The following is a 21,860-nucleotide window of genomic DNA, read 5'->3' on the forward strand; positions in this document are numbered from 1 at the left end:
CAAGCGCTTGCTAGAGACTACTCGACGGGATCGGATCGTTGATGGAGTTCGCCGTGTTGTTGCCGCCGGAGCTGGGCCACACTGCCGAGCCGGAGTGGGCCGGCGAGTTCGCGATTCAGGCAGAGAGGTTGGGCTTCGACGAGATCTCGGTCGTCGAGCACTCCGTGGTCATCGACAGCACGACGAGTCGCTACCCGTACTCGCCGACCGGCCGTTCGCCGTTGCCCGACGACTGCCCGCTGCCCGATCCGCTGGAGCTGCTGGCCTTCCTCGCCGGGCGCACCACCCGGCTGGGCCTGGCGACCGGCGTGTTGGTGCTGCCCAACCACCACCCTGTCGTGCTCGCCAAGCGGCTGGCGACACTGGACCGGCTCTCCGGCGGACGCACCCGGATCTGCCTCGGGCTGGGCTGGATGCGCGAGGAGATCGAGGCGTGCGGCGGTGATTTCGACCGGCGCGGCGCGATTGCGGACGAGGCTATCGAGCTGATGCGCACGTTGTGGCGTGGCACCGAACCGAACGGGACGTCGTTTCACGGCGCGACATACGCGATCGACGGCGCGCACAGTTGGCCGAAACCGGTCCGGCCCGAGGGCGTGCCGCTGTACATCGGCGGGCACAGCAAGGCGGCCGCGCGCCGTGCCGGGCGGCTCGGCGACGGCTTCCAGCCGCTCGGACTGGCCGGCGACGAACTGAGCGCCGCGATCGAGACGATGCGCTCGGCCGCGCGCGAGGCCGGGCGCGATCCGGCCGAGCTGGGCCTCGTGCTCGGCGGGACGCTGGGCCGGGCCGACGCCGCGCACGTCGAGTGGGCGCGCGCGCTGGGCGCCACCACTGTGCTGCTTTCGCCGTCACGTGGCGCGAACTCGCTGGAGGACCTGATCGAGCAACTGACCGGGTGCGCGGCGCGACTGGGCCTGTCGGCATGAGCCGCCGCTACCTGCAGCCGCCGCCCGAGCCCGAACTGCCGAGCAGCCTGCCCCGCAGCGCCGACGCCCCGCTGCTCGGCGGTCGCGTCGCGGTCGTCAGCGGTGCCGCGCGAGGCATCGGCGCCGGCATCGCGCGCGCACTCGGCTATCACGGCGCCACGCTCGTCCTGGTCGACACCGACGAAGCGGCGCTCGCCGCGACCGCTGCCGGCATCGCCGCGTTCGGGGTGTCGCCGGCCGCCATCGTCGCGGACGTGACGGCTTCGGGTACGCCGGGGCTCGTGTGCACGGCCGCCGACGACCTCGGCGGCGCGGACATCCTGGTGAACAACGTCGGTGACTTCCGTCCGGACGGGCCCTTCCTGGACAGCACGCCGGACGGCTGGGGCCGGATGTTCGCCCTCAACCTCGGGCACGTGCTGGCGATGACGCACGCGCTGCTGCCGGGCATGGTCGAGCGCGGTGGGGGCAACGTCCTGAACGTGTCCTCGGTCGAAGGTCTGCGTGGGATCCCCGGCAATGCCGTCTACGGCGCGATGAAGGCCGCGGTCATCAGCTTCACCGCGAGCCTGGCCGCCGAGGTCGGCCAGCACGGGGTACGGGTGAACGCGCTGGCGCCGGACTTCACCGACACGCCGCAGACGCCGATGTGGGCCAGCACCGACGAGCGGTATTCCGACCACGTGGGCAAGTGGGTGCCCGCCGGCCGGTTCGGTCATCCACGTGATCACGGCGACGCCGCGGTGTTCCTGGTGTCCGACCAGTCGGCGTTCGTCACGGGCAGCACGCTGCGGGTCGACGGTGGCACGCTCGCCGCGCCGGGCTGGTTCCGCCGCGACGCGAAGAGGTTCACCAACCTGCCGCGTCCGCTGGGCTGAAGGAGGAGCTGATGGGTGGTTGCTACAGCATCGACGGGGTGCTGCCGGTCGTACACCCGAGCGCCTTCGTGCACCCGGACGCGGTGCTGATCGGCGCTGTGCGGGTCGGTCCGCGCTGCTACGTAGGCCCGCTCGCGTCGCTGCGCGGGGACATGGGGCAGATCGAACTGCAGGACGGCAGCAACGTGCAGGACGGTTGCGTGCTGCACTGCTTCCCCGGGCGCGAGACGGTGGTCGAGCCAGACGGGCATATCGGCCATGGCGCGGTGCTGCACGGCTGTCGGGTGGGCCGCGGGGCGTTGATCGGGATCAACGCCGTGCTGCTCGACGGTGTGGTGGTGGGCGCGACCGCGTTCGTCGGTGCGCACAGCTTCGTCAAGTCCGGGTTCGAGGTCCCCGCCGGCTGGCTGGCCGCGGGAAGCCCGGCGACGGTGCAGCGCGTGCTCACCGACGAGGAGAAGCGGTGGAAGGCGAACGGCACCGCGGTGTACCAGGAACTCGCGGTCCGCTCGCTCGCGACGATGCAGCGTGTCGACCCGCTGCCGGAGCCGCCGGTCGGGCGACCGGCGCTCGCCGTCGGCGCCGAGCGAGCCCGCCCATTGTCGGAGTTTCGCGCCGCCGCGACGCGCGAGCGCCACTGATCGCCAGAATTCCGGTGGCTGGTGGCGAACATTCACGACACGCAGCGCGACCGACCGCGCACTGCCGCGCGACTTTCTCGGGCATGCAGGAACAGATGCGTCAAGATCAGAAGGGTGGCGGTTCGTCGTTGGGGTCCGGTTCCGTTGCCACCGGTGGTGGTGGTTCGGGGACGGGGAGTTCGGGTGGCCGGTAGCGGTAGTGGTGTCTGGTGGCGGTGGTCCAGTGGTAGGTGCCGTCGGGGGTTCGGGTGAGGGTCCAGCCGGCGTGATGCTTCAGGTCGTGGTGCCGTTTGCAGAGCGGTTCGAGGTTGACTGCGCTGGTCGCGCCGTCCGGCCATGGGAGCCGGTGATCGAGTTCGCAGGTGTGGGCGCGGCGTCGGCAGCCGGGCATGATGCAGTGTTGGTCGCGGGTGATGACGTGTCGGGCGATCGTCACGGTGGGTTGGTAGGTGGCGGTGGTGAGGCTGTTGTCGATCACCGGCCCGGTGGGCACTGTGGATGCTGCGGGTGCGTGCGGGCAGGTGGTGTCGAGGAGTCGGCCGGTGCTGTCGACGGGCCAGTAGAACCGCTTGGCGCCGGGTTGGGTGGCGACGCGTCGGGCGATGTCGGCGGGGATGGGTTCGCCGTTCAGGTGGCCGGGTTGGTTGTCGGCACCGGTGAGGGTGCTGGCGGCGAGGGTGATGTTCACCGTCGGCCTGAGTCCGTGCTGGGCGGGTAGTCCGGGCATGGCCAGGGCTGCCGTGCAGATCTCCACGAGTGCGTCGGCGCGGCGTTGGTCGGCGGTGCGCTGGTCTTCCCGGCTGGTTCGCGTGCCCCAGGTGGTGACGGCGGTCCAGACGGTTTCGATGCCGTCGGCCGGGGCGAACAGGGTCAGCCACCCCATCCCGTCCTCCACCTGCTGTTTGCGCACGTGGCGTTGCGCGGCCGCCTGGCGGTGTTTCTCGTTCTGGGTCTTCGCGTCGTGCCTGGCGATGGCGCGGCGCACGGAGGCGCGGAACTCACCGGGTGTCTGACCGGGCGCCCGCTTCAGGACCTGTGCCTGGACTTTCGCGACCACCGGATCGGGCAGGTCGATGGTGGCGGTGGCCAGGATGCGGGCGTGCACCGCGGACAGGTGCCCGGCACGCAGCAGGTCGAACGTGTCCCACAGGCGCGACGTCAACTCGGCCGCGCAGTCGAGGCGGTCCTGGCTGGTGGCCGGGGCCAGGTGCAGCGCGAGCGCCGCTTCGTCGCGCAGGAACTGCTCGCCGTCCGGGTCACGGCGGGCGAGCTCGGCCAGCAGTTCGCTCTGTTTGGCATCCACCAGGGCCCGCAGCCGGTCACAGGCCTGCAGGGCGTCGATCAGGCCGGTGTCCGACAGCCGGCCCGGCAGCAGCGACTCGACCGCGGTCAACACCGCACCCGAGGGTGTCAGCACGGTCGCCGCGCAGGCGACCTGGTCGGGTCGGTGCAGCACGTCCGACGCGGTCGGTAGTGGGGTGCACTGGGCGGGGTCGACCAGGTCGACGGTGATCCCGTCGACGATGATCTGATCGGATTCGCCCATGCGTCTGATTCTACGGCATGGATCCGACATGTCAATCCTTTGGGACAGACTTTCGCCTTATTTTATCGACTGATCCCGACAGAAGGAGAACGTCCGGAGCGGATGCAAACCACCAACGGACGGCGACCCAGCAGCGCGAACCGACCATGCAGCCAACTCCTCGTCGCCGCGCTCTTGGAACCAGAGCAGCGCGAGCGAGAGGCGACCCGACAGCGGCAACCGACCGAGCACTCAGCTCTCGTCGCCGCGCTCTTGGAACCAGAGCAGCGTGAGCGAGAGCCGGCCCGGACTCGGCAACCGACCGAGAGCCATTCTGGCTCGTCAGCGCGCTCTTCGACGGACAGCAACCAGGACCAGCAGCGACCCGGCAGCGGCAACCGGCCGAGCGCCCAGCTCCTCGTCGGTGCGCACTTCGACGCGGAGCAACCCGAGCGGAAGGCGACCCGGCAGTGGCAACCGGCCGAGCGCCCAGCTCCTCGTCGCCGCGCCCTTCGACCGCGGCGGCCCGAGCGAGAGCCGAGCCGTCAGCTCAAGCGCTGTAGAGGGATGAAGAGCTCAGCCGACTGTGATGGTGCGTTCGGCCAGTTGCCAGCGGCCGTCGCTACCGCGCAGCACATCGTCGTAGCGGCCGACGCTGACCACTCGCGGGGCGGTGCTGGTGTCGGAGAAGAACAGCCAATAGGAGACGGCCTCGGCCAGTTCGGCCGAGCGGACCTGCACGTCGATGCTGATGATCGCGTGCCTGGTCGCGGTGCCCGGCCCCTGTAGTCCGCTCTCCCGACGGGCGCGGACCCCGGCCGCGATGTCCTCGCGCCCTTCCCGGCGATCGGCCGGCGCCCCGACCGCCTCGTTCGCCGGCATCTGCCATACGGCGTCCGCCGTGAACAGTTCGAGGTACTCCTCGATCGATCCGTCGTCGGCCAGGTGGGCGATGCGCGCGAGCAGGCTGCGGATCTGCCCGTCGGCGGCCTCGATGTTCATCCGGCCATGCTGCCACATGAATCAAGCAAGCACTTGACCGGTAACCTGACGGGGCGTCAGACTGGCTGCGGAGCCCCGTAATCCGTCGAGGAGGCGCACACCGTGACCGCAGTTCAGGACCAGCCCGCAACCGAGTTCAGCTTCGGCACCCTGCCGAAGATCATCAGTGTCGACGATCACGTGGTCGAGCCGGCGCATACATGGGAGCGGTGGCTGCCGGCCAGGTTCCGTGAGCGCGGGCCGCGCATCGAGCGCCGGCACATCGGCGCGATGCGGCACATCGGCGGCGGCGCGTACGAGCAGACCTTCGCGGACGAGGGGCCGGAGGCGGACTGCTGGATCTACGAAGACCTGGTTTACATCCACAAGCGGCACGTCGCGGCTGTCGGGTTCAGCCGCGACGAGATGACGATGTCGCCGATCACCTACGACGAGATGCGCCCGGGCTGCTACGACCCGAAGGCCCGCGTCGAGGATCTCGTCGCGAACTGGGTCGACGGCTCGCTCTCGTTCCCGACGTTCCCGCGGTTCTGCGGCCAGACCTTCGCGGAGGCGAAGGACAAGGAACTGGCCGAGGCCTGCGTGTACGCCTACAACGACTTCATGGTCGAGGAGTGGTGTGGTGACTCCGGCGGCGTGCTGATCCCGCTGTGCATCGTCCCGCTGTGGGACGCCGAACTGGCCGCCGCCGAGGTGCGCCGCAATGCCGCTCGTGGCGTCCGTGCCGTCTGCTTCAGCGAGATCCCGCCGCACCTGGGCCTGCCGAGCATCCACAGCGGCTACTGGGATCCGTTCTTCGCGGCGTGCGAGCAGACCGGGACGGTGGTGTGCATGCACATCGGCTCGTCGTCGCGGATGCCGGCGACCTCCGGCGACGCGCCGGTTGCGGTGGCCGCCACGCTGAGCTTCAACAACGCGATGGCTTCACTCGCCGACTGGCTGTTCTCCGGCAAGCTGGTGCAGTACCCGCAGCTCAAGATCGCCTACTCGGAGGGGCAGATCGGCTGGTTGCCGTATGCGCTGGAGCGGGCCGACGACGTATGGTCGGAGCACCGGGCCTGGGGTGGCGTCAAGGACCTCGTCCCGGAACCGCCGTCGAGCTACTTCAGGCGCCAGGTGTACGGCTGCTTCTTCCGCGACCAGCACGGCGTGAACTCGCTGGCCGACATCGGCATCGACAACATCACCTTCGAGACCGACTATCCCCACACCGACTCGACCTGGCCGCACACCAAGAAGCTGGCCGAGGAGATGTTCGCCGGGCTGACCGCCGAGCAGGTGTACAAGATCACGCGCGGCAACGCGATCACCATGCTGGGCCTGGACCGCACCTGATCCCGGCGCTCGCCGGCCGTCAGCCGGGCTGCGCGCGCAGCGCGGGAAGCACCTGCGTGCACAGCAGTTCGACGTGACGGCCGGCGAGCTCGTCCGGCATGCCGGCGACGCTCGCCCAGAGGTACACGTGTTCCACCGGCAGCCCCGCGGTGCGCTCACCGATCGCGGCAACAGCAGCGGCCGGCGTGAGCACGCTGAGCCCCGGGATGCGCCCCTCGCCCCGGCGGCCGGAGGCGAGTTGCGCGACCGTGACGGGCGCCGGCGGCGTACCGCCGACGGGCGTCGCGGCGGCGCGATAGCTGTTGAGCTGGTGCGCGTAGTACGGAAGCAGCGCCGCCAGGCAGGCGGGCGGATCGTCGGCGACGATGATGTCGAGCATGCCGCCCATGCGCGCGGTGCCCGGGTCATGGCCGCCCTCGGCCAGGCCGGCCCGGTACGGCTCGAGCAGTTCGGGCGCCAGGCTCAGCAAGCCGGCACCCAGGCGCCCGGCCCGCCGTGCGCCACGCGGCCCCTGGTAGCCGAGCCACATCGGCAGCGGCTGCTGCACCGGCGGCGGCGTCACCCGGTTCGCCAGCGCCTCCCGGACAGCGACGAACGCCTCGTCGGTAAGGCGGAACCGTCGCGTCAGGTCCACGCCGAACGCCGCGTACTCGGCGGGGGAGAAGCCTGCGCCGAGACCGAGTTCGAGGCGTCCGCCGCTGAGGACGTCGACGACCGCGGCCTGCTCGGCCAGGTGCAGCGGGTGGCGCAGCGCGGCAAGCACGATCGCGGTGCCGATCCGCACCCGCGAGGTCCGGGCGGCGATCGCGGCGGCCATCGTCAGCGGCTGGGGCAGGTAGCCGTCGCCGAACAGGTGGTGCTCGGACAGCCACACCGAGTCGATGCCGGCGCGCTCGGCCGCCTCCACCGTTGCGAGCGTGTCGCGGTACAGCTGTGCCCACGGTCGCCCCCAACCGGGCGGGTTGCGCAGGTCGAGGAACAGGCCGACCTTCACCCGGTCACCTCGCCGGCCGGCGTGCGGCGCGGGTGCGCGTACGGGTGCCAGCCGGCCGGCCCGCCGTCGACGTCCTGCCAGCCCAGCTGCGCGGTGAGCTCGGCGGCCATCCGGTCGTGCGCGGCGAGCACGGCGTCCTCGGCGGGCAGGTCCAGCTCGACGGACGGCGCGCGTTCCCACAGCTCGCGCATCACGTCGGCGAGCACGTCGGCCGGCCGCACCACGTCGCGATAGCCGAGCTCGCGCCGCGCCTTGCCCGTGTCCACGAGGGTGTGCCGGCTCGCGACGGGGCCGGTCGGCAGCAGGTCCCACCACGGCCGCGCCAGCTCCAGCGGGACGGGCACGAACTCGACCTCGACCGACAGCGCCGCGCACGCCAGCTCGGCCCACTGCAGCACCGAGTACGCCTGGTCGTCCGCGCACTGGTACACCTGGCCGGCGCTGACCTCGGGGTGGTCGACCACGAGGCCGACGAGGTGCGCGGCGTTGCGGTCGGCCATCCGCGAGTAGATGCTCAGCCCGCCGTCCGGCAGCACGATCCGGCGCCGCCCGGCCCGGAGCCTGGCGACGAGGCCGCGCTCGAACCCGAGCATCGACCGGCGTCCGTACACCATCGGGTAGCGCAGGTGGGTGGCGACGAACCCCGCGTCGGCAGCCGTGCTGAACACGGCCTCCTCCGCGGCGCGGACCCGCGCGGCGAAGCGGTCGCGGTCGCTGCGGTTCGCGGTCGTCTTCGGCCCGTCCTCCGCAGCGAGGATCCGCATCCCGGTGGGCCAGGTTCCCCGCCGGTCCAGGTGGCCGGCGTGCACCGGGTTGCCGCCCACACCGATGAAGCGCGGGCAGCGGTTGCGGCATGCCTGCGCGTTGAGCGTCATGCGGCCGTAGGTGGCAAGCATCAGGTCGAACTGGCGCGTGCCGAGCGCGGCGCCCAGTGTGTCGGCGAAGTGCGGGTCGGTGTGGATGTGCTCGACCTGCGAGAGAACCGGGTCGTCCGGCTCGTGTGCACCGCGGTGCAGCACCACCACCTCGTGATCGCGCGCCAGCAGTTCGCGGACGACGTCCGGGCCGGTCGGCCCGGTGCCGCCGATCACGAGCGTTCTCATCGGGCCAGCCCGGTGGTGCGGGCGATCAGCGCGCGACGATCGATCTTGCCCAGCGGGGTCACCGGCAATTCGTCCACCAGCACCACGTCGTCGGGCGTCTTGTAGTCGGCCAGCCGTTCGCGCACCCAGGCCTTGAGCTCGTCGCCGCCGACCGGACCGTTTGCGACCACGAACGCGACGCCCGCCTCGCCGAGCACGGTGTCCGTCCGCGCGACGACCGTGGCCTGCACGACCGCTGCGTGCTCGGCGAGCACCTGCTCCACCTCGATCGGGTAGATGTTGTAGCCGCCGCGCACGAACATCTCGCCCAGCCGGCCGACGACACGCAGGTTGCCGGCCTCGTCGAACGTGCCGAGGTCGCCGACGGTGAGCCAGCCCTCGGCGTCGATCGCGGCCGCCGTCGCCTCCGGGTCGCGCCAGTAGCCGCGCATCACTGCGGCCGAGCGCACCTGGATCCGGCCGACCGCGCCGGTGGGCACCTCGGCACCCGCGTCGTCGCGGAGCCGGATCTCGATCCCCGCCCCGGGCCGGCCGACGGTGCCGATGATCACCTCGTCCGGATCGTCGGGACGGGTGCCGCTGATCACGGCCGCCTCCGTCGAGGCGTACCGGTTGATCACCGGGATGCCGAGTTCCTTGCGGATGCGATAGACCAGGTCGACCGGCACCCGGCTGCCGCCCGTCGCGGCGAGGCGCAGGCTGCTGGTGTCGGTCGTCGCCAGGTCGGGGTGACGCAGCATCAGTTCCCACTGCGTGGGCACCCCCTGAGCGACGGTGACCCGCTCCGCGGCGATGACGCGCAGCGCGTCGGCAGCGGTCCAGCGCGCGGGCGTGATCACCGTCGTGATCGCCCTCCCGATCTCGTCCCACGCCCGGGTCATCGTGCCGACGTGCGCGAACGACAGTGGCGACAGCCGCCGGTCGAGCGGTGCCGACAGCGGCCCGGCGGCGGCGGCGACGGCGGCCAGGTTGTCGTGGTCGAACTCGACGCCCTTGGGACGGCCGGTGGTGCCGCCCGTCCAGCACAGGACGACGACGTCGTCGCGATGCAGGGCGGGCAGGTCGGGCGCGGGCTCGGTGCAGAACCCGCGCAGTTCGGGCCACGCCAGTACCCGGGTGCCCGGCGGCGGTTGGGGACCGTCCGGATCCACGACGACCACGGCGGGCCGCGCGCTGCCCACGATGTGCTCGATCTCGGCGCGCCCCAGCCGCTGGTTCAGGCCGCTCGTGATCGCGCCCAGCCGCATCGCCGCCTGGAAGCACAGCATGTAGCGGATCGACGACGGCAGCATCAGGCACACCACGTCGCCGCCTCGCACGCCGTGCCGGGCCAGCCCGGCGGCGATGCCGTCCGCGGCCCGGTCCCAGGCGGCGAAGCTGATCCGGGCGCCTCCGGCCTCGACGAAGGCGTCGACATCGGGGTGCGCGGCAGCGGTCCGGCGGAGCAGGTCCACGGTGTGCTGCGCCGGTTGGTCTGCCATCGGCTCGTTTCGCTCCCTACAGGTGGACGTCCCGCGCTAGCCTAGCAATCGCTTGCTTGGGTAGCCTAGAGCGAATCAGCAACCGGCGAAGGGACGTGTCGATGGCGCGCAGTGAGGTAGCGATCGTCGGCGCGGCACTGTCGGACTGCGGCCGGGTCGACACCGCGACGCCGTTCCAGCTGCACTTCCAGGCGGCGGCGCGTGCCCTCGCCGACGCCGGGCTCACCCACCACGACGTCGACGGCTTCGGCTCGACCGGAACCGGCGTACTGCCGCCCATCGAAGTGGCCGAGTACCTGGGCCTGCGGCCGACCTGGGTCGACTCGACCTCGGTCGGCGGCAGCACCTGGGAGGTCATGCTCGAGCACGCGGTGGCCGCGATTGCCGCGGGCCACGCGAACACGGTGCTGCTCGTGTACGGGTCGACGACCCGCGCCGACCTGAAGAAGGGCCTGCGCACCGCGAATGTGGCGATCTCCTCACGCGGCCCGAGCCAGTTCGACGCGCCGTACGGTCACACGCTGATCGCGAAGTACGCAATGTCGGCGCGGCGGCACATGCACGAGTTCGGCACCACTATCGAGCAGCTCGCGAACATTGCCGTCGACACCCGCTACAACGCGGGATTCAACCCCGACGCGTTCTACCGGGAGCCGATAACGGTCGACGACGTCGCCGCGTCGACGATGGTCGCGGACCCGCTGACCAAACTGCACTGCTGCATCCGCAGCGACGGCGGCGGCGCGGTGGTGCTCACCTCGGCCGAGCGCGCTGCCGACCTGCGTGCACTGCCGGTGCACGTGCTCGGCGCGGCCAGCGCGAGCAACGTGACGACGATGAGCGAGTGGGCCGACTTCACCCGCTCGCCCGCGGCCGACTCGGGGCGGCTGGCGTTCCAGCGCGCCGGGCTCACCCCGGCCGACGTCGACTGCTGCCAGTTCTACGACTCGTTCACGCCCACCGTGCTGCTCACGTTCGAAGCGCTGGGCTTCTGCGGCCGCGGCGAGGGCGGCGCGTACCTCGAGGGCGGCACGATGCGGCTCGGCGGCGCGATGCCCACGAACACCGACGGCGGCGGGCTGTCGGCCTGTCACCCCGGAATGCGCGGGGTGTTCCTGCTGGTCGAGGCGGTGCGCCAACTGCGCGGCGACGCGGTCGGGCGGCAGGTGCCGGACGCGAAGGTCTGCTGCGTCAACGGCACCGGCGGCTGGTTCTCCTCCACGTCGACCGTCCTGCTCGGCGTCTGACCCAGCGGTCAGCTGTCGTCGGCCGCTTTGAGCGCGTGCCGTCGCTCGAACGCGGCCTCCAGTTCGACCTGCCGGGACGCGGCGAAGTCGGCGGCCTCGAGCCCGGCCCAGAGCAATGCCTTGGTCTGCTGTACTGCGCCGGTGTCGCGCTCGGCGATCTGCTCGGCGAGCGCCTGGGTGACGTCCTCGACGTCGTCCGGCGCCACGAGCCGGTCGACCAGCCCGAGGCGGTAGGCCTCCTGTGCGTCCACGGTGCGACCGGTCAGGCACAGGTCCATCGCCCGGCCGAGCCCGAGCTGCCTGCTGAGCAGGTACGACGAGCCCCACTCGGGGGTGATGCCGACGTTGACGAAGCCGAACGTGAAGCTGGCGCGGGTGGACGCGACCCGCAGGTCGCACGCGGTGGCGGTGGTCGCCCCCATGCCGAAGGCCAGGCCGTCGACGCAGGCGATGGTCGGCGTGCGCGACTTCACGAACGCCTCGACGTCGAACGGGGTGGCGACCGGGATGTCGCCGCTGAGCACGCTGCGGTCGATTCCGGCGCTGTACACGCCGCCGACGCCGGCCAGGACGATCACCTTCACCGCCGGGTCGGCGTCGGCGGCGGCGAACTGCTCCGTCAACTGCGCGGCCATCTCGTAGGTCCAGGCGTTCAGCTTCGCGGGCCGGTTCGGCGCCATCCAGCGCACCGGGCCGCGCATCCAGGCGCGGAAGTCGTCGTTCATCTGTACCCCTTCAGAAGATGGCGATCGGATTGACCGGACTGCCGGTCCCGCTGGCCAGACGCAGCGGGGCGATCACGAACAGGAAGTCCCAGCGCCGCTCGCTCTCGCAGGCGGCCGCGAGCTCCTCCAGATCGCAGTTGTCCAGCAACCACAGGCCGAGCCGCACGATGCCGGTGACGTGCAGTTCGTACCGGACGTCGGCGGGAGCGGGCAGCGGATCCTGCGCGGTGTCGGCGCCGGCGACAGCAGCATCGTGCCGGTGCAGCCAGGGCAGGCAGGACGGCGCCCAGCCGGCGTACCCGGTCAGTGGAGCGTCGCCCGGTCGCCACGCGGCAACCCGGGCGCCGTGACCGGTGCGCAGCAGCACCGCGTCGCCGGGCCGCGGCGTGACGCCCTGCGCGCGGGCGATGGCATCCAGTTCGTCCGCCTCGACGGGCGTGCCGTCCGCCAGCTCGGTGACACCGCGGTGACGCGCCGCATCGAGCAGGACGCCCCGGGTCACGATGCCCTCACTCGCGACGGTGACCGCGTGGGTGCGCGTGCCCGCCGGGCTCACCTCGCGCGCGTCCACCTCGTTGTACAGCCGGCCGCGGTCGAACACGTGCGCCAGGCTGTCCAGGTGCGTCACGTACCGGCCGTGAAAGACCATGCCGAGGTGTTCGCTGGCCCCGGCGGCCGCGTCCGGCGGCGCGTCCGCGCCCGAGCGCACCATGTCGAACTCGACCGCGGTGGCGCCCCGCGCGTACGGCATGAGACCGGGTACGAGATCGCGGGCGCAGGACACCGTCCGGCCGCTGCGCACCGAGCCGAGCGCGGCGCGGCGTCGCTCCGGCGTGATCAGGTTGAGCGTGCCGCGTTGGTCCTCGGGTCCCCATCGGTTCCAGTTCGACGGTGCGGTGCCGGACGCCATCAGCCGAGCACGCCCGCGTCGCGCAACCGGACCAGCTCGGCCGCGCTCAGCCCGATCTCGGCGGCCAGCACCTCGTCGGTGTGCTCGCCGAGCCACGGCATCCGACGCTCCGGCCCGATCGCCACGTCGGTCATCTTGATCGGGTTGCCGGGCACGAGGATCGGCTGCGCGACACCGTCGGTGCGGTCGACCTCGACGAGCATGTCGTGCGCCTCGACGTGCGGGTCGGTGACGACCTCTCCGGCGCGCAGGCACGGCGCGGTCGCGACACCGGCCGCGCCCAACTCGGCGCAGGCCTGCTCGCGCGTTCGGCCGGCCGCCCACTGCTCGATGCCCGGCCGGACCACCGTCTCGAGGTGTTCGATCCAACCTGCTCGAGTGGCCAGCCGCGGGTCGGTCAACCACTGGTCCTGCCCGATGCGGCGCGCCAGCCGTTCGAACTCGTACTCGCGGATGACCATCACGATGAACCACCCGTCGGACGCCCGGAAGCCGTGCATGATGTGCGGCGCGAGCTGACCCTCGGCCAGCCCCATCGACCAGAAGTTGGTGACCAGGTCGGTGATCGACAGCATGCAGTCGAACATCGCGACGTCGACGTGCTGCCCACGCCCGGTGTGCTCGCGGTGGCGCAGCGCCGCCAGCACGCCGATCACCGCGAACAGCGCCGAGCCGATGTCCCCGACACCGCCCATCGGCACCGGTATCGGCGCGGCGCCGGGCAGGCGCTTCATCTCGTAGATGCCTGACATCGCCTCCGGCACCGGCGCGTACGCCGGCCGGTCCCTGTACGGGGACGGCTGCGTGTTCCCGAAGCCGGACACGGACAGGTAGACGCTGCGCGGGTCGATGCTGCGGACGTCGTCGTACCCGAGCCCGAGCCGGTCCAGAACGCCGGGACGGAAGTTCTCCGCGACCACGTCGAAGTGCGGGACCAGCTCGAGCACCAGCTGACGGCCGGCGTCCCGGGTGATGTCGATCGCCACGCTGCGCTTGCCGAGGTTGTTGCGCAGGAAGGTCGCACCGACCTGGCGACCCGCGGGGTCGGTCATCGCCGGGAGCGACCCGCGACCCGACTCGCCGGTGCCGGGCTTTTCCACCTTGACCACGTCGGCGCCGAGGCGCGCCAGCAGCTGGGTCGCGAACGGCAGGGCCTGCAGCTGCTCCAGGGCCAGCACGCGCACGCCGTCCAGCGGCTTGCCGGAGGCGAGCGCCTCCGCGTTGCGAATCTCGCCGAGCCGCATGGGCTCTCCTTCCTCAGCGAATGGCCCCGGCGGCGCGCAGCGCGCGCAACCGGTCGGCGGTGTAACCGAGTTCGCCGAGAACGGCGTCGGTATCGAACTGGTCGTCGGCGGGCAGCACGACCGGTTCGGACGGCGGGACGCTGCCCGCCCACACCGCGCCGAGCTGGCCGAAGCTGCCGCGGTCGCGATGCTGCGCCGTGGCGAACAGGCCACGCGAGCGGTGGTGCGCGTCGTGGGTGGCCTCCGCGACGGACAGCACTGGCGCGACGCAGGTGTCGTGGTCGGCCAGGCGCGCGACCCAGTCATCCCGGTCGCGGGTCGCGAACGTCGTGGTGAGTGCGAGGCGCACCTGGTCCTGCCGGTCGTCGTCGTACTGCAGCGCAGCAAGCTCGGGGCAGTCCAGCTCGCGGCACAGGTTGTCGAAGAACTTGGCCTCGACGGCGGCCACCGAGAGCCAGCCGCCGTCGGCGCATTCGTACAGGCCGTAGCAGGCGTAACGGCCGCTGAGGACCCCGCTGAGCGGGCCCGGGTCGCTGCCCGTTGCCAGCTGTTCCTCGATCGGCATCGCCATCAGTCCGAGCATGCCGTCGGTCGCAGCGACGTCGAGATAACAGCCGGACTGCTCCGGGTCGTTCGCCCGCCCGAACAGCGCCGCGAGCACGGCAAGCGCCGCATGCATGCCGCCGCCGGCAGCGTCGGCCACGGTCGCGCCGGGGAGGGTGGGCCGGTCGCCGGCCCGCTCGCCGGCATGCAGGAAGCCGGTGACGGCGAGGTAGTTCAGATCGTGCCCGGCCCATGTCGCGCGGGGCCCGTGCTGGCCGTAGCCGCTCGCGGCGCAGTAGACGACGCGGGCGTTGCGCGCGTGCACCGCGTGGTAGCCGACACCGAGTCGATCGGCGACGCCCGGGCGGAAGCCCTCGACCACCACGTCGGCGGCTACGGCGAGGTCGAGCGTCGCCGCCTTGCCCTGATCCGTGCGCAGGTCGATGCCGCAGCGGCGCACACCGCGCATGGCCGAGTACGCGTAGAACGGCAGCGCCGTGCCGATGCCGGCCGGCGCGACCACACGGGTGACCGACGCCCCCAGATCACCGAGGATGCGGCAGGCTCGCGCGCCGGGGCCCACCGTGCCGAGGTCGAGCACCCGGACGCCGGTGAGCGGGCCGGCCGAGTCGCTCACGGCGTTCATCGCGCTCCGCCGGCGACCGGGACGGTGACGCCCGTGACGTAGGACGCGTCGTCCGAGCACAGGAACTCGACGACTGCGGCCGTCTCGTCCGCCGACTGGCCACGCCCGAGCGGGACGCCTTCAGCGAGCCACGCGGACAGCGAGCCCGCGGCGCGCTCGGCGAACGCGACCAACCCGGGGTTGGCGAACCGATCCTCGGGCAGCACGGCGAGCGGGCTGACCGCGTTGCACCGGATGCCGTGTGGGGCCAGTTCCTGCGCCAGCACCGCGACCAGGTGCTGCACCGCCGCCCGCGCCGCTCCCACCGCACCGACGCCCGCGGCCGGGGACTGCGCGGCGTGCGAGGACAGCGCGACGATGGCGCCCGGACTGCCGCGACCGATCAGCGCGCGCGCCGCCTCCGTCATCAGCGCGAACGACGCCGTCAGGTTGCCGTCCAGGCAACGCTGCCAGGAGTCCGCGGTGAGTTCGATGAGCGGGCCGTTGCCCGCCTCGGCTCCGGTCACGCCGTTGAGCGCGCAGCAGATGTCCAGCCGGGCGAACCGGGTGAGCACCGAATCGACGACACGGTCCCACCCGCCCAACTCGCTCATCGGCAGGGCCAGCACCTCGCCCGGCCCGGCGTCCTCGACCTCCGCGACGATCCGGTCGAACAGCGCGCGGTCCGCCGAACCGGTGTCCGCCGATCCACTGTCGCCGACGAGTTCGGCGCATGCGACGTGTGCCCCGGCTCGGGCAAGACGCAGTGCGGTCGCCCTGCCGATGCCGGGCGAACGGCCCACGCCGGACACCAGGGCGACCTTGCCGGCAAGGTGAGCTGCATGCACGAGCGACCTCCGGGAACGGGCGAAACGATGGCGTCGAGATTAGTTGACGCCCCGTCAGGTTCACCATAGGCTCTAGCAAGCGCTTGCTACAACGAGAGGGTTCCGCGTGCCTGCCGACAACGACACCGCCTCCACTCCACCTGATCTGGACCGGCTGTTCCACCCCCGCACGGTGGCGGTCATCGGCGCTTCGGACACCCCGGGCCGCCCCGCCACCCTCAACTGGCGCCGGGTCCGGGACTGGGCGGCGCGGGCAGGCGGGCAGGCCATCCCGGTCAACCCGAACCGCGCGTCGGTCGACGGCATCACCACCTACGCGTCGATCGTCGACGTCCCCGACGAGGTCGACGTGGCGGTGCTGCTCGTCAACGATGTCGACGACGCGTTGCGCGCGGTGGCCAAGAAGGGCCCGGCGTTCGTCATCGTCTTCGCCGCAGGATTTGCCGAAGTGGGTGAAGACGGCGCGCAGCGGCAGCGGGAGTTGCTGAGACTGCTCGACGGCAGCGGCGTGCGCATGCTCGGCCCGAACACGAACATGAACGCCTTCGAGGAGTTCCTCGACCTGCCCGGCAAGGCGATCGCGCTCATCACGCAGAGCGGCCACCAGGGCCGCCCGGTGTTCCAGGGCCAGGAACTCGGCATCCGGTTCAGCCACTGGGCGCCGACCGGCAACGAGGCCGACCTGGCCGCCGCCGACTTCATCCGGTACTTCGCCGACCAGCCCGGTACCGGCGCGATCGCCGCCTACCTCGAGGGCGTGCACGACGGTGCGGCGTTCCGTCGCGCGGCCGCGCACGCGGCGCGCCAAGGCGTGCCGATCGTGATCGTCAAGGTCGGGCGTACCGCGGTGGGCCGCTCGTGGGCGCAGTCGCACACCGGTCACCTGGCCGGCGCCGACGACGTGACATCCGCCGTGCTGCGCCAGTACGGGATCGCCCGCGTCGACGGGCTGGACGAACTGCTCGACACCGCGGCGCTGTTCGCGCGCGCCCGCCGGCCGTCCGCGCCCGGCGTGTGCGTCTACTCGATCTCCGGAGGAACCAGCGCGCACCTGGCCGACCTGCTCACGGCGGCCGGCATCGGACTGCCGGAGTTGGCGGCCGAGACGCAGACCGCGCTGCGCGAGTGGATCCCCGGCTACCTGCGCATCAACAACCCGGTCGACAGCGGCGGGCACCCGGTGGGCGACTGGCGCGGCCGCAAGATCCTCGACACGATCCTGGCCGATCCCAACGTCGGCATCCTGGTCGTTCCGATCACCGGTGCCTTCCCGCCGATGAGTGACAAGTTCGTGGCCGACCTCGTCGCGGTGTCCGAGACGACCGACAAGCCGATCTGCGTCGTGTGGGGTTCGCCGTCGGGAACCGAGGACGCCTACCGGGTCGCCCTGCTCGGCTCCCAACTGCCGGTGTTCCGCACGTTCGGCAACTGCGTCGGGGCCATCCGCGCCTACCTCGACTATCACGCCTTCGCCGACCGGATCGACGACCTGCTCGACCCGCCAGCCGGGCCGGTACGCATGCCCGCGCCGGGTGCGGTGCTCAACGAGGTCGCGTCCAAGGCACTGCTCGCCGGGTACGGCGTGCCGCTGACCCGCGACGTGCTCTGTGCCGACGCCGACGATGCCGTCGCGGCCGCCGCTGGCTTTTCCGGGCCGGTCGTGCTGAAGGCGGTGTCGGCCGCGATCACGCACAAGTCCGACCTGGGGCTGGTGCGGCTGGGCGTGGCCGGCGAGGCCGCCGTGCGCGAGACGGTGGCCGATTTCGAGCGGATCGTGGCCGGGCAGCCGGGCGCCGGCTACGAGGGGACGCTGGTGTGCGAGCAGATCTCCGGCGGCGTCGAGACCGTAGTCGGCATCGCCACCGACGCTGTCTTCGGACCGGTGGTCATGTTCGGGCTGGGCGGTGTCGCTGTCGAGGTCTACCGCGACGCGACCTTCCGGGTTCCGCCCTTCAGCCGCGCCGAGGCGCACCGCATGATCGCCGAGGTGCGCGGCTTCCCGTTGCTCACCGGACACCGTGGTGCCCCGCCGGCAGACCTGGAGGCGCTGGTCGACGCCGTGATGGCCGTGCAGCGGCTCGCGCAGGACGGCGCCGTGACCGAGTTGGACATCAACCCGCTGGTGGCGCTGCCCGATCGCGTGGTCGCGTTGGACGCGCTGGCCAGGGGAGTGCGCGATGCGTGAACTGCTCGCCGGCGTCCGGGTGTTGGAGAGTTCGCTGCTCGAACCCGGTGCCCTCGGCATGACGCTGGCCGAGCTCGGTGCCGACGTGATCAAGGTGGAGCCGCCCGGCGGCGACTACGTGCGCAGCATGTCCTGGCCGATCATCGACGGCGTCTCGCTGCTGCACTGGCACGTGAACCGCGGCAAGCGCAGCGTCGAGCTGGACCTGCGCACCGACGAGGGCGTCGCGCTGTACCTCGACCTGGTCGAGAAGTCCGACGTGGTGATCGAGGCGATGCGACCGGGCGCTCTCGCACGGCGCGGGATCACCGTCGAGCGGATGCGCGAGCGCAATCCGGCACTCGTCATCTGCAGCGTCTCCGGCTGGGGGATGACCGGGCCGTACCGCGACATCCCCTCGCACGGCATCGGGTTCGACGTATGGGCCGGCCTTGCCGCGCCGGCCACCGACGACGAGGGCTTCGTCTACATGCCGGACCACACGACCGTCGGCACCCGGGTCACCCCGGTGTTCGGCGCGCTCGCCGTGTGCGCCGCGCTGATCCGTGCCCGCTCCACGGGCGAGGGCGCGCACATCGACCTGGCCCAGAGCGACGTCGCCGCGGCGATGAACTGGTTCCGGATCGAGGGCGAGCGCGCGTACGAGCGTCCCGAGGACGAGGTGACCGGCAACCCCGCCGACGGCGGCGAGCGGCGCGCGCCCGGCGTTGCCGGCATGGCCGGATCGGTGCGCTACCAGTACTACCGCACGCTGGACGGGCACGTGCTGCTGATGGCCTCCGAGCGCGAGTTCTGGCAGAACTTCTGCACCGCCGTGGGCCGCGAGGACCTGTTCGAAGCCACCCGGGGGAGTCATCACGCCGACCACGCCCGCGGCAACCGGCAACTGCAACGCGAGCTACAGGACATCTTCGCCACCCGCAGCAGCGCCGACTGGGTGCAGCTCGGTGCCGACAGCAACTGCCCGATCGCCGCTGTGAACAGCGCGGCGACGATCAGCAACGACCCACAGTTCCAGGCCCGGCTGGGTTGGTTGCCGGCGAGCGACGTGGGCACCGACATGGTGCCGAACCCGATCCGGTTGGTCGGCGAGTCGTTGCCCCGCCCGTCCGCCGCGCCGACCGCCGGCCAGCACACCGCCGAGGTGCTGCGCTCGGTGTTGCAACTGGACGAGGCCAAGCTCGACGAACTGGCCCGGGCCGGCGTGTTCGGGGCCGAGCCGCGTGAATGACAAGGTCTACATCCACGAGTTCATCGACATCATCGGCCGGCACCGCAGCGACTACGTCTACCACATGCTGGCGAACTACTCGCCGATCGCGCAGGACGAACGCGGCCAGCAGTGTTTCGGCGTGTGGGGCACGATCGGCAGTACCGGCCGGTGGCCGCAGGTCGTGAACCTGTGGGAGGAGAACGGCTTCGACGGCCTCGCCGCGTCGTTCGGACACGAGACCGGCAACCCCGCCATGCAGGACCCGAAGCTCGCGCAGTGGTGGGCGCGGGCGGCACGGTTCCGCTCGGGAGGCACCGACCGGATCCTGGTCCCGGCACCGTGGAGCCGCCCGATCGACGCCCTCGTCGGCGCCGGAGTGCGCGGCGTGGTCTACGCGCACGAGCTGGTCGTCGTCCCGCCCGGACAGGCTGTGCGGTACCTCGACGGCGTCGGCGACCTGGCTCCGGGAGTGACCGCGTCGTTCGGCTGGCAGCTGGCCGGTGCGTGGCGCACGGCAATGTCGGACGACTCGGAATGCCTGATCCTGTGGGCGATCCCGAGCTGGCCGCAGTGGGCTGCGTTCGAACAGGAAGCCACCCGGACGCTCGGCCTGGGACGTCCCGCCGGCGTCGAGGTGCGCTCGGCCCAACGCATCCTGCTCGTCGAAGCACCGCTGTCGCCGATGCGCACCGGCAGGCAACCGTCCCGTGCCGATCGCCTCGAGCCCTACGAAGAGGCCTGACCCGACGCGTCTGAACACGACGCGGCGCACGTCCCCGTCAGTGCGGCAGGTCGGGAGCGAACCGTACGGCGGGCGCCAGGTCGCCGTACGGTTCGGCGTACAGCGAGTCCAGCGCCCGCCGGTGGCCGGGATAGGCGTACGCGAGCGCGGCGAGTTCGTGCTCGGAGGCACCCGTGATCCCGGCCGCCGCGAGCAGCGCCCGCACCGTCTGCAGGTTCTCGCTGTCGGGCACGGGTGTGCGGAGCACCCGCGGCCCCGGTGTACGCGGCGTGCCCAGCTGCGCATGCCACGTGCCCAACTGCTCACCCGACGGCATGCGGCGATGCCAGTCGGTGGCCCGCTGGATCGCCTCACCGACATCGGTGACCAGGTGGTCGTGGAAGGGTGCGCCGACGATCTGGAACGACAGCGGCAGCCCGGTTGCGGTGAATCCCATCGGAATGGCGAGAGCGGGTGAACCGGTGCAGTTCCAGTACCCGGTGTGGATGGTGTCCAGCATGGACCCGACGTCCACTGCGAAGTCCGGGCCGTACGCCGGTGAGCCGATCGTCAGGGTCGGGGTGACCACGACGTGGTGATCCTCGAACAGCGCCGCAGCCCCGCGCTGCGCGGCCGCGCGGACCCGCTGCGCCTGCACGTAGTCGGCGCCGCTCAGCAGCGCGCCGTACGCCAGCATCTCGCGCGTCGTGTCGAAGAAGTCGCTCCACCGTCCGGCCAGGTTGGTGCGGTGATACGCGAAGCCCTCTGCCTGGATCACCGCCAGGCCGGCGGCCCGGGTGGCGCGGTAGCGAGGCAGCGTTGCCGCACGCACCTCGGCGCCCAGTTGCTCGAGCACGCCGAGTACCGCGTCGAAGCACGGTTCGGCCGCCGGGTCGCAGCCCGGCCCGAAGTGATCGGCGCGAACCGCGCCCACCCGTAACCCGCGAAGCGGACGATCGGCGTTCGCGCCGGCCAGCCGGCGCAGCCGGGTCCGCCGCGAGCGGCGCAGCCCCGAGGGGTCGGCGATCACCTCGAGGATCGTGCGGCAATCCTCGGCGGTGCGTGCCATCGGCCCGACATGGTCCTGGCTGAAAGCCAGCGGGACGCAGCCCTCGGTCGGCACCAGGCCGTACGTCGGCTTCAGCCCGCTGATCCCGCAGAACGCGGCGGGAATCCGGATGCTGCCGCCGGTATCGGTGCCGATCCCGGCGAGGAACAGCCCGGCCGCGATACCGACCGCGGTGCCCGAGCTCGACCCGCCGGGCCAGGTGCCCGGATTCCACGGGTTGCGGGGGATCGGGAACGGCTTGCTCGGGTCGGGCCGGCCGATCGCGAACTCCGACAGGCTGGCCTTGCCGGTGATCACGGCACCGCCGCGTCTGAGTGCGGTGACCACCGCGGCGTCGCGACCGGCTCCCCAGGCCGGATCGAGAACCAGGCTCTGCGCGGTCGTCGGCGCCTCCGCCGTGCAGAGCAGGTCCTTGATCGCAACGCTGATGCCTTGCAGCGGGCCTGCGTCCGCGCCGACTGCGAAGCCGGCGTCGGCCCGTTCGGCGGCGGCCAGCGCAGGGTCGTCCAGGCGCGTCACGTAGGCGCCGAGGAAGCCGAGAGCGTCGGCACGCGCCAGTGCCGACCGGGTCAACCCGACGCTGGAGCAGGCCCCGCTGCGCAGCTCGCGGGCGGCATCGGCGACGGTTGCCGGACCGGCCAT

General features: G+C 71.9%; 19 protein-coding genes. 8 read left to right on the plus strand and 11 right to left on the minus strand.

Annotated elements, in window-relative coordinates; all coding sequences use genetic code 11:
• Positions 1–41: 41 nt before the first annotated feature.
• From M6B22_RS17405 to M6B22_RS17415, 3 genes are read left to right on the plus strand one after another with little or no spacing between them, the layout of a single operon-like run.
• Positions 42–929, plus strand: a complete 888-nt coding sequence (locus M6B22_RS17405; RefSeq protein WP_269442838.1) for an LLM class F420-dependent oxidoreductase — start codon at positions 42–44, stop codon at positions 927–929.
• Positions 926–1,807: an SDR family NAD(P)-dependent oxidoreductase gene (locus tag M6B22_RS17410; protein ID WP_269442839.1), complete on the plus strand. Its 882-nt coding sequence runs from the start codon at positions 926–928 to the stop codon at positions 1,805–1,807. The genes M6B22_RS17405 and M6B22_RS17410 overlap by 4 nt, the downstream gene beginning before the upstream one ends.
• Positions 1,808–1,818: 11 nt before the next feature.
• On the plus strand, positions 1,819–2,448 hold the full coding sequence (locus tag M6B22_RS17415; RefSeq protein WP_269442840.1) for a hypothetical protein: 630 nt from the start codon (positions 1,819–1,821) through the stop codon (positions 2,446–2,448).
• 106 nt (positions 2,449–2,554) lie between these two features.
• Here the strand turns inward: M6B22_RS17415 and M6B22_RS17420 are convergent, their stop codons facing one another.
• Entirely contained in the window at positions 2,555–3,994 is a 1,440-nt protein-coding gene (locus tag M6B22_RS17420) for an HNH endonuclease signature motif containing protein (RefSeq protein WP_269442841.1), read from the minus strand.
• Positions 3,995–4,549: 555 nt separating this feature from the next.
• Entirely contained in the window at positions 4,550–4,975 is a 426-nt protein-coding gene (locus M6B22_RS17425; RefSeq protein WP_269442842.1) for a nuclear transport factor 2 family protein, read from the minus strand.
• 102 nt (positions 4,976–5,077) lie between these two features.
• Between M6B22_RS17425 and M6B22_RS17430 the strand changes: the two genes are divergently transcribed.
• Positions 5,078–6,310 (plus strand): amidohydrolase family protein, encoded by a 1,233-nt coding sequence (locus tag M6B22_RS17430; RefSeq protein ID WP_269442843.1) that lies wholly within the window; start codon positions 5,078–5,080, stop codon positions 6,308–6,310.
• Positions 6,311–6,329: 19 nt separating this feature from the next.
• On the opposite strand, the gene M6B22_RS17435 is transcribed toward M6B22_RS17430, so the two are convergent.
• Genes M6B22_RS17435 through M6B22_RS17445 form a run of 3 tightly spaced genes read right to left on the minus strand, consistent with a single transcriptional unit; the run spans position 6,330 to position 9,888 of the window.
• A complete protein-coding gene (locus M6B22_RS17435) occupies positions 6,330–7,304 on the minus strand; it encodes an LLM class flavin-dependent oxidoreductase (RefSeq protein ID WP_269442844.1) in 975 nt (324 codons plus the stop codon).
• Positions 7,301–8,407, minus strand: a complete 1,107-nt coding sequence (locus tag M6B22_RS17440) for a Rossmann-fold NAD(P)-binding domain-containing protein (RefSeq protein WP_269442845.1) — start codon at positions 8,405–8,407, stop codon at positions 7,301–7,303. Before M6B22_RS17440 ends, M6B22_RS17435 begins: the two co-directional genes overlap by 4 nt.
• Positions 8,404–9,888: a class I adenylate-forming enzyme family protein gene (locus M6B22_RS17445; protein ID WP_269442846.1), complete on the minus strand. Its 1,485-nt coding sequence runs from the start codon at positions 9,886–9,888 to the stop codon at positions 8,404–8,406. The genes M6B22_RS17440 and M6B22_RS17445 overlap by 4 nt, the downstream gene beginning before the upstream one ends.
• Positions 9,889–9,989: 101 nt before the next feature.
• Here M6B22_RS17445 and M6B22_RS17450 point away from each other — a divergent pair, with 101 nt between their 5' ends.
• A complete protein-coding gene (locus tag M6B22_RS17450; RefSeq protein WP_269442847.1) occupies positions 9,990–11,135 on the plus strand; it encodes a thiolase C-terminal domain-containing protein in 1,146 nt (381 codons plus the stop codon).
• A gap of 8 nt (positions 11,136–11,143) precedes the next feature.
• Here M6B22_RS17450 and M6B22_RS17455 read toward each other — a convergent pair whose 3' ends face one another.
• From M6B22_RS17455 to M6B22_RS17475, 5 genes are read right to left on the minus strand one after another with little or no spacing between them, the layout of a single operon-like run.
• Positions 11,144–11,860 (minus strand): enoyl-CoA hydratase/isomerase family protein, encoded by a 717-nt coding sequence (locus M6B22_RS17455; RefSeq protein ID WP_269442848.1) that lies wholly within the window; start codon positions 11,858–11,860, stop codon positions 11,144–11,146.
• Between the two features lie 10 nt (positions 11,861–11,870).
• Positions 11,871–12,770: a cyclase family protein gene (locus M6B22_RS17460; RefSeq protein ID WP_269442849.1), complete on the minus strand. Its 900-nt coding sequence runs from the start codon at positions 12,768–12,770 to the stop codon at positions 11,871–11,873.
• Complete coding sequence (locus M6B22_RS17465) at positions 12,770–14,014, minus strand: CaiB/BaiF CoA transferase family protein (protein ID WP_269442850.1); 1,245 nt, start codon at positions 14,012–14,014, stop codon at positions 12,770–12,772. The genes M6B22_RS17460 and M6B22_RS17465 overlap by 1 nt, the downstream gene beginning before the upstream one ends.
• A 13-nt stretch (positions 14,015–14,027) precedes the next feature.
• The gene (locus tag M6B22_RS17470; RefSeq protein WP_269442851.1) at positions 14,028–15,203 is read right to left on the minus strand and encodes a CaiB/BaiF CoA transferase family protein; all 1,176 of its coding nucleotides are present in this window, start codon (positions 15,201–15,203) and stop codon (positions 14,028–14,030) included.
• Complete coding sequence (locus M6B22_RS17475) at positions 15,200–16,030, minus strand: SDR family NAD(P)-dependent oxidoreductase (RefSeq protein ID WP_269442852.1); 831 nt, start codon at positions 16,028–16,030, stop codon at positions 15,200–15,202. Before M6B22_RS17475 ends, M6B22_RS17470 begins: the two co-directional genes overlap by 4 nt.
• A 106-nt stretch (positions 16,031–16,136) precedes the next feature.
• Here M6B22_RS17475 and M6B22_RS17480 point away from each other — a divergent pair, with 106 nt between their 5' ends.
• Genes M6B22_RS17480 through M6B22_RS17490 form a run of 3 tightly spaced genes read left to right on the plus strand, consistent with a single transcriptional unit; the run spans position 16,137 to position 20,170 of the window.
• Entirely contained in the window at positions 16,137–18,215 is a 2,079-nt protein-coding gene (locus M6B22_RS17480) for an acetate--CoA ligase family protein (protein ID WP_269442853.1), read from the plus strand.
• A complete protein-coding gene (locus tag M6B22_RS17485) occupies positions 18,208–19,446 on the plus strand; it encodes a CaiB/BaiF CoA transferase family protein (protein WP_269442854.1) in 1,239 nt (412 codons plus the stop codon). The genes M6B22_RS17480 and M6B22_RS17485 overlap by 8 nt, the downstream gene beginning before the upstream one ends.
• Positions 19,439–20,170, plus strand: coding sequence for a hypothetical protein (locus M6B22_RS17490; protein ID WP_269442855.1), 732 nt, complete (start codon positions 19,439–19,441; stop codon positions 20,168–20,170). The genes M6B22_RS17485 and M6B22_RS17490 overlap by 8 nt, the downstream gene beginning before the upstream one ends.
• A 37-nt stretch (positions 20,171–20,207) precedes the next feature.
• On the opposite strand, the gene M6B22_RS17495 is transcribed toward M6B22_RS17490, so the two are convergent.
• Positions 20,208–21,860 carry an amidase gene (locus M6B22_RS17495; protein WP_269442856.1) on the minus strand — a complete coding sequence of 551 codons (1,653 nt, stop codon included), beginning with the start codon at positions 21,858–21,860 and terminating at the stop codon, positions 20,208–20,210.

This window comes from Jatrophihabitans cynanchi, from assembly GCF_027247405.1.
GTDB lineage: Bacteria > Actinomycetota > Actinomycetes > Mycobacteriales > Jatrophihabitantaceae > Jatrophihabitans_B > Jatrophihabitans_B cynanchi.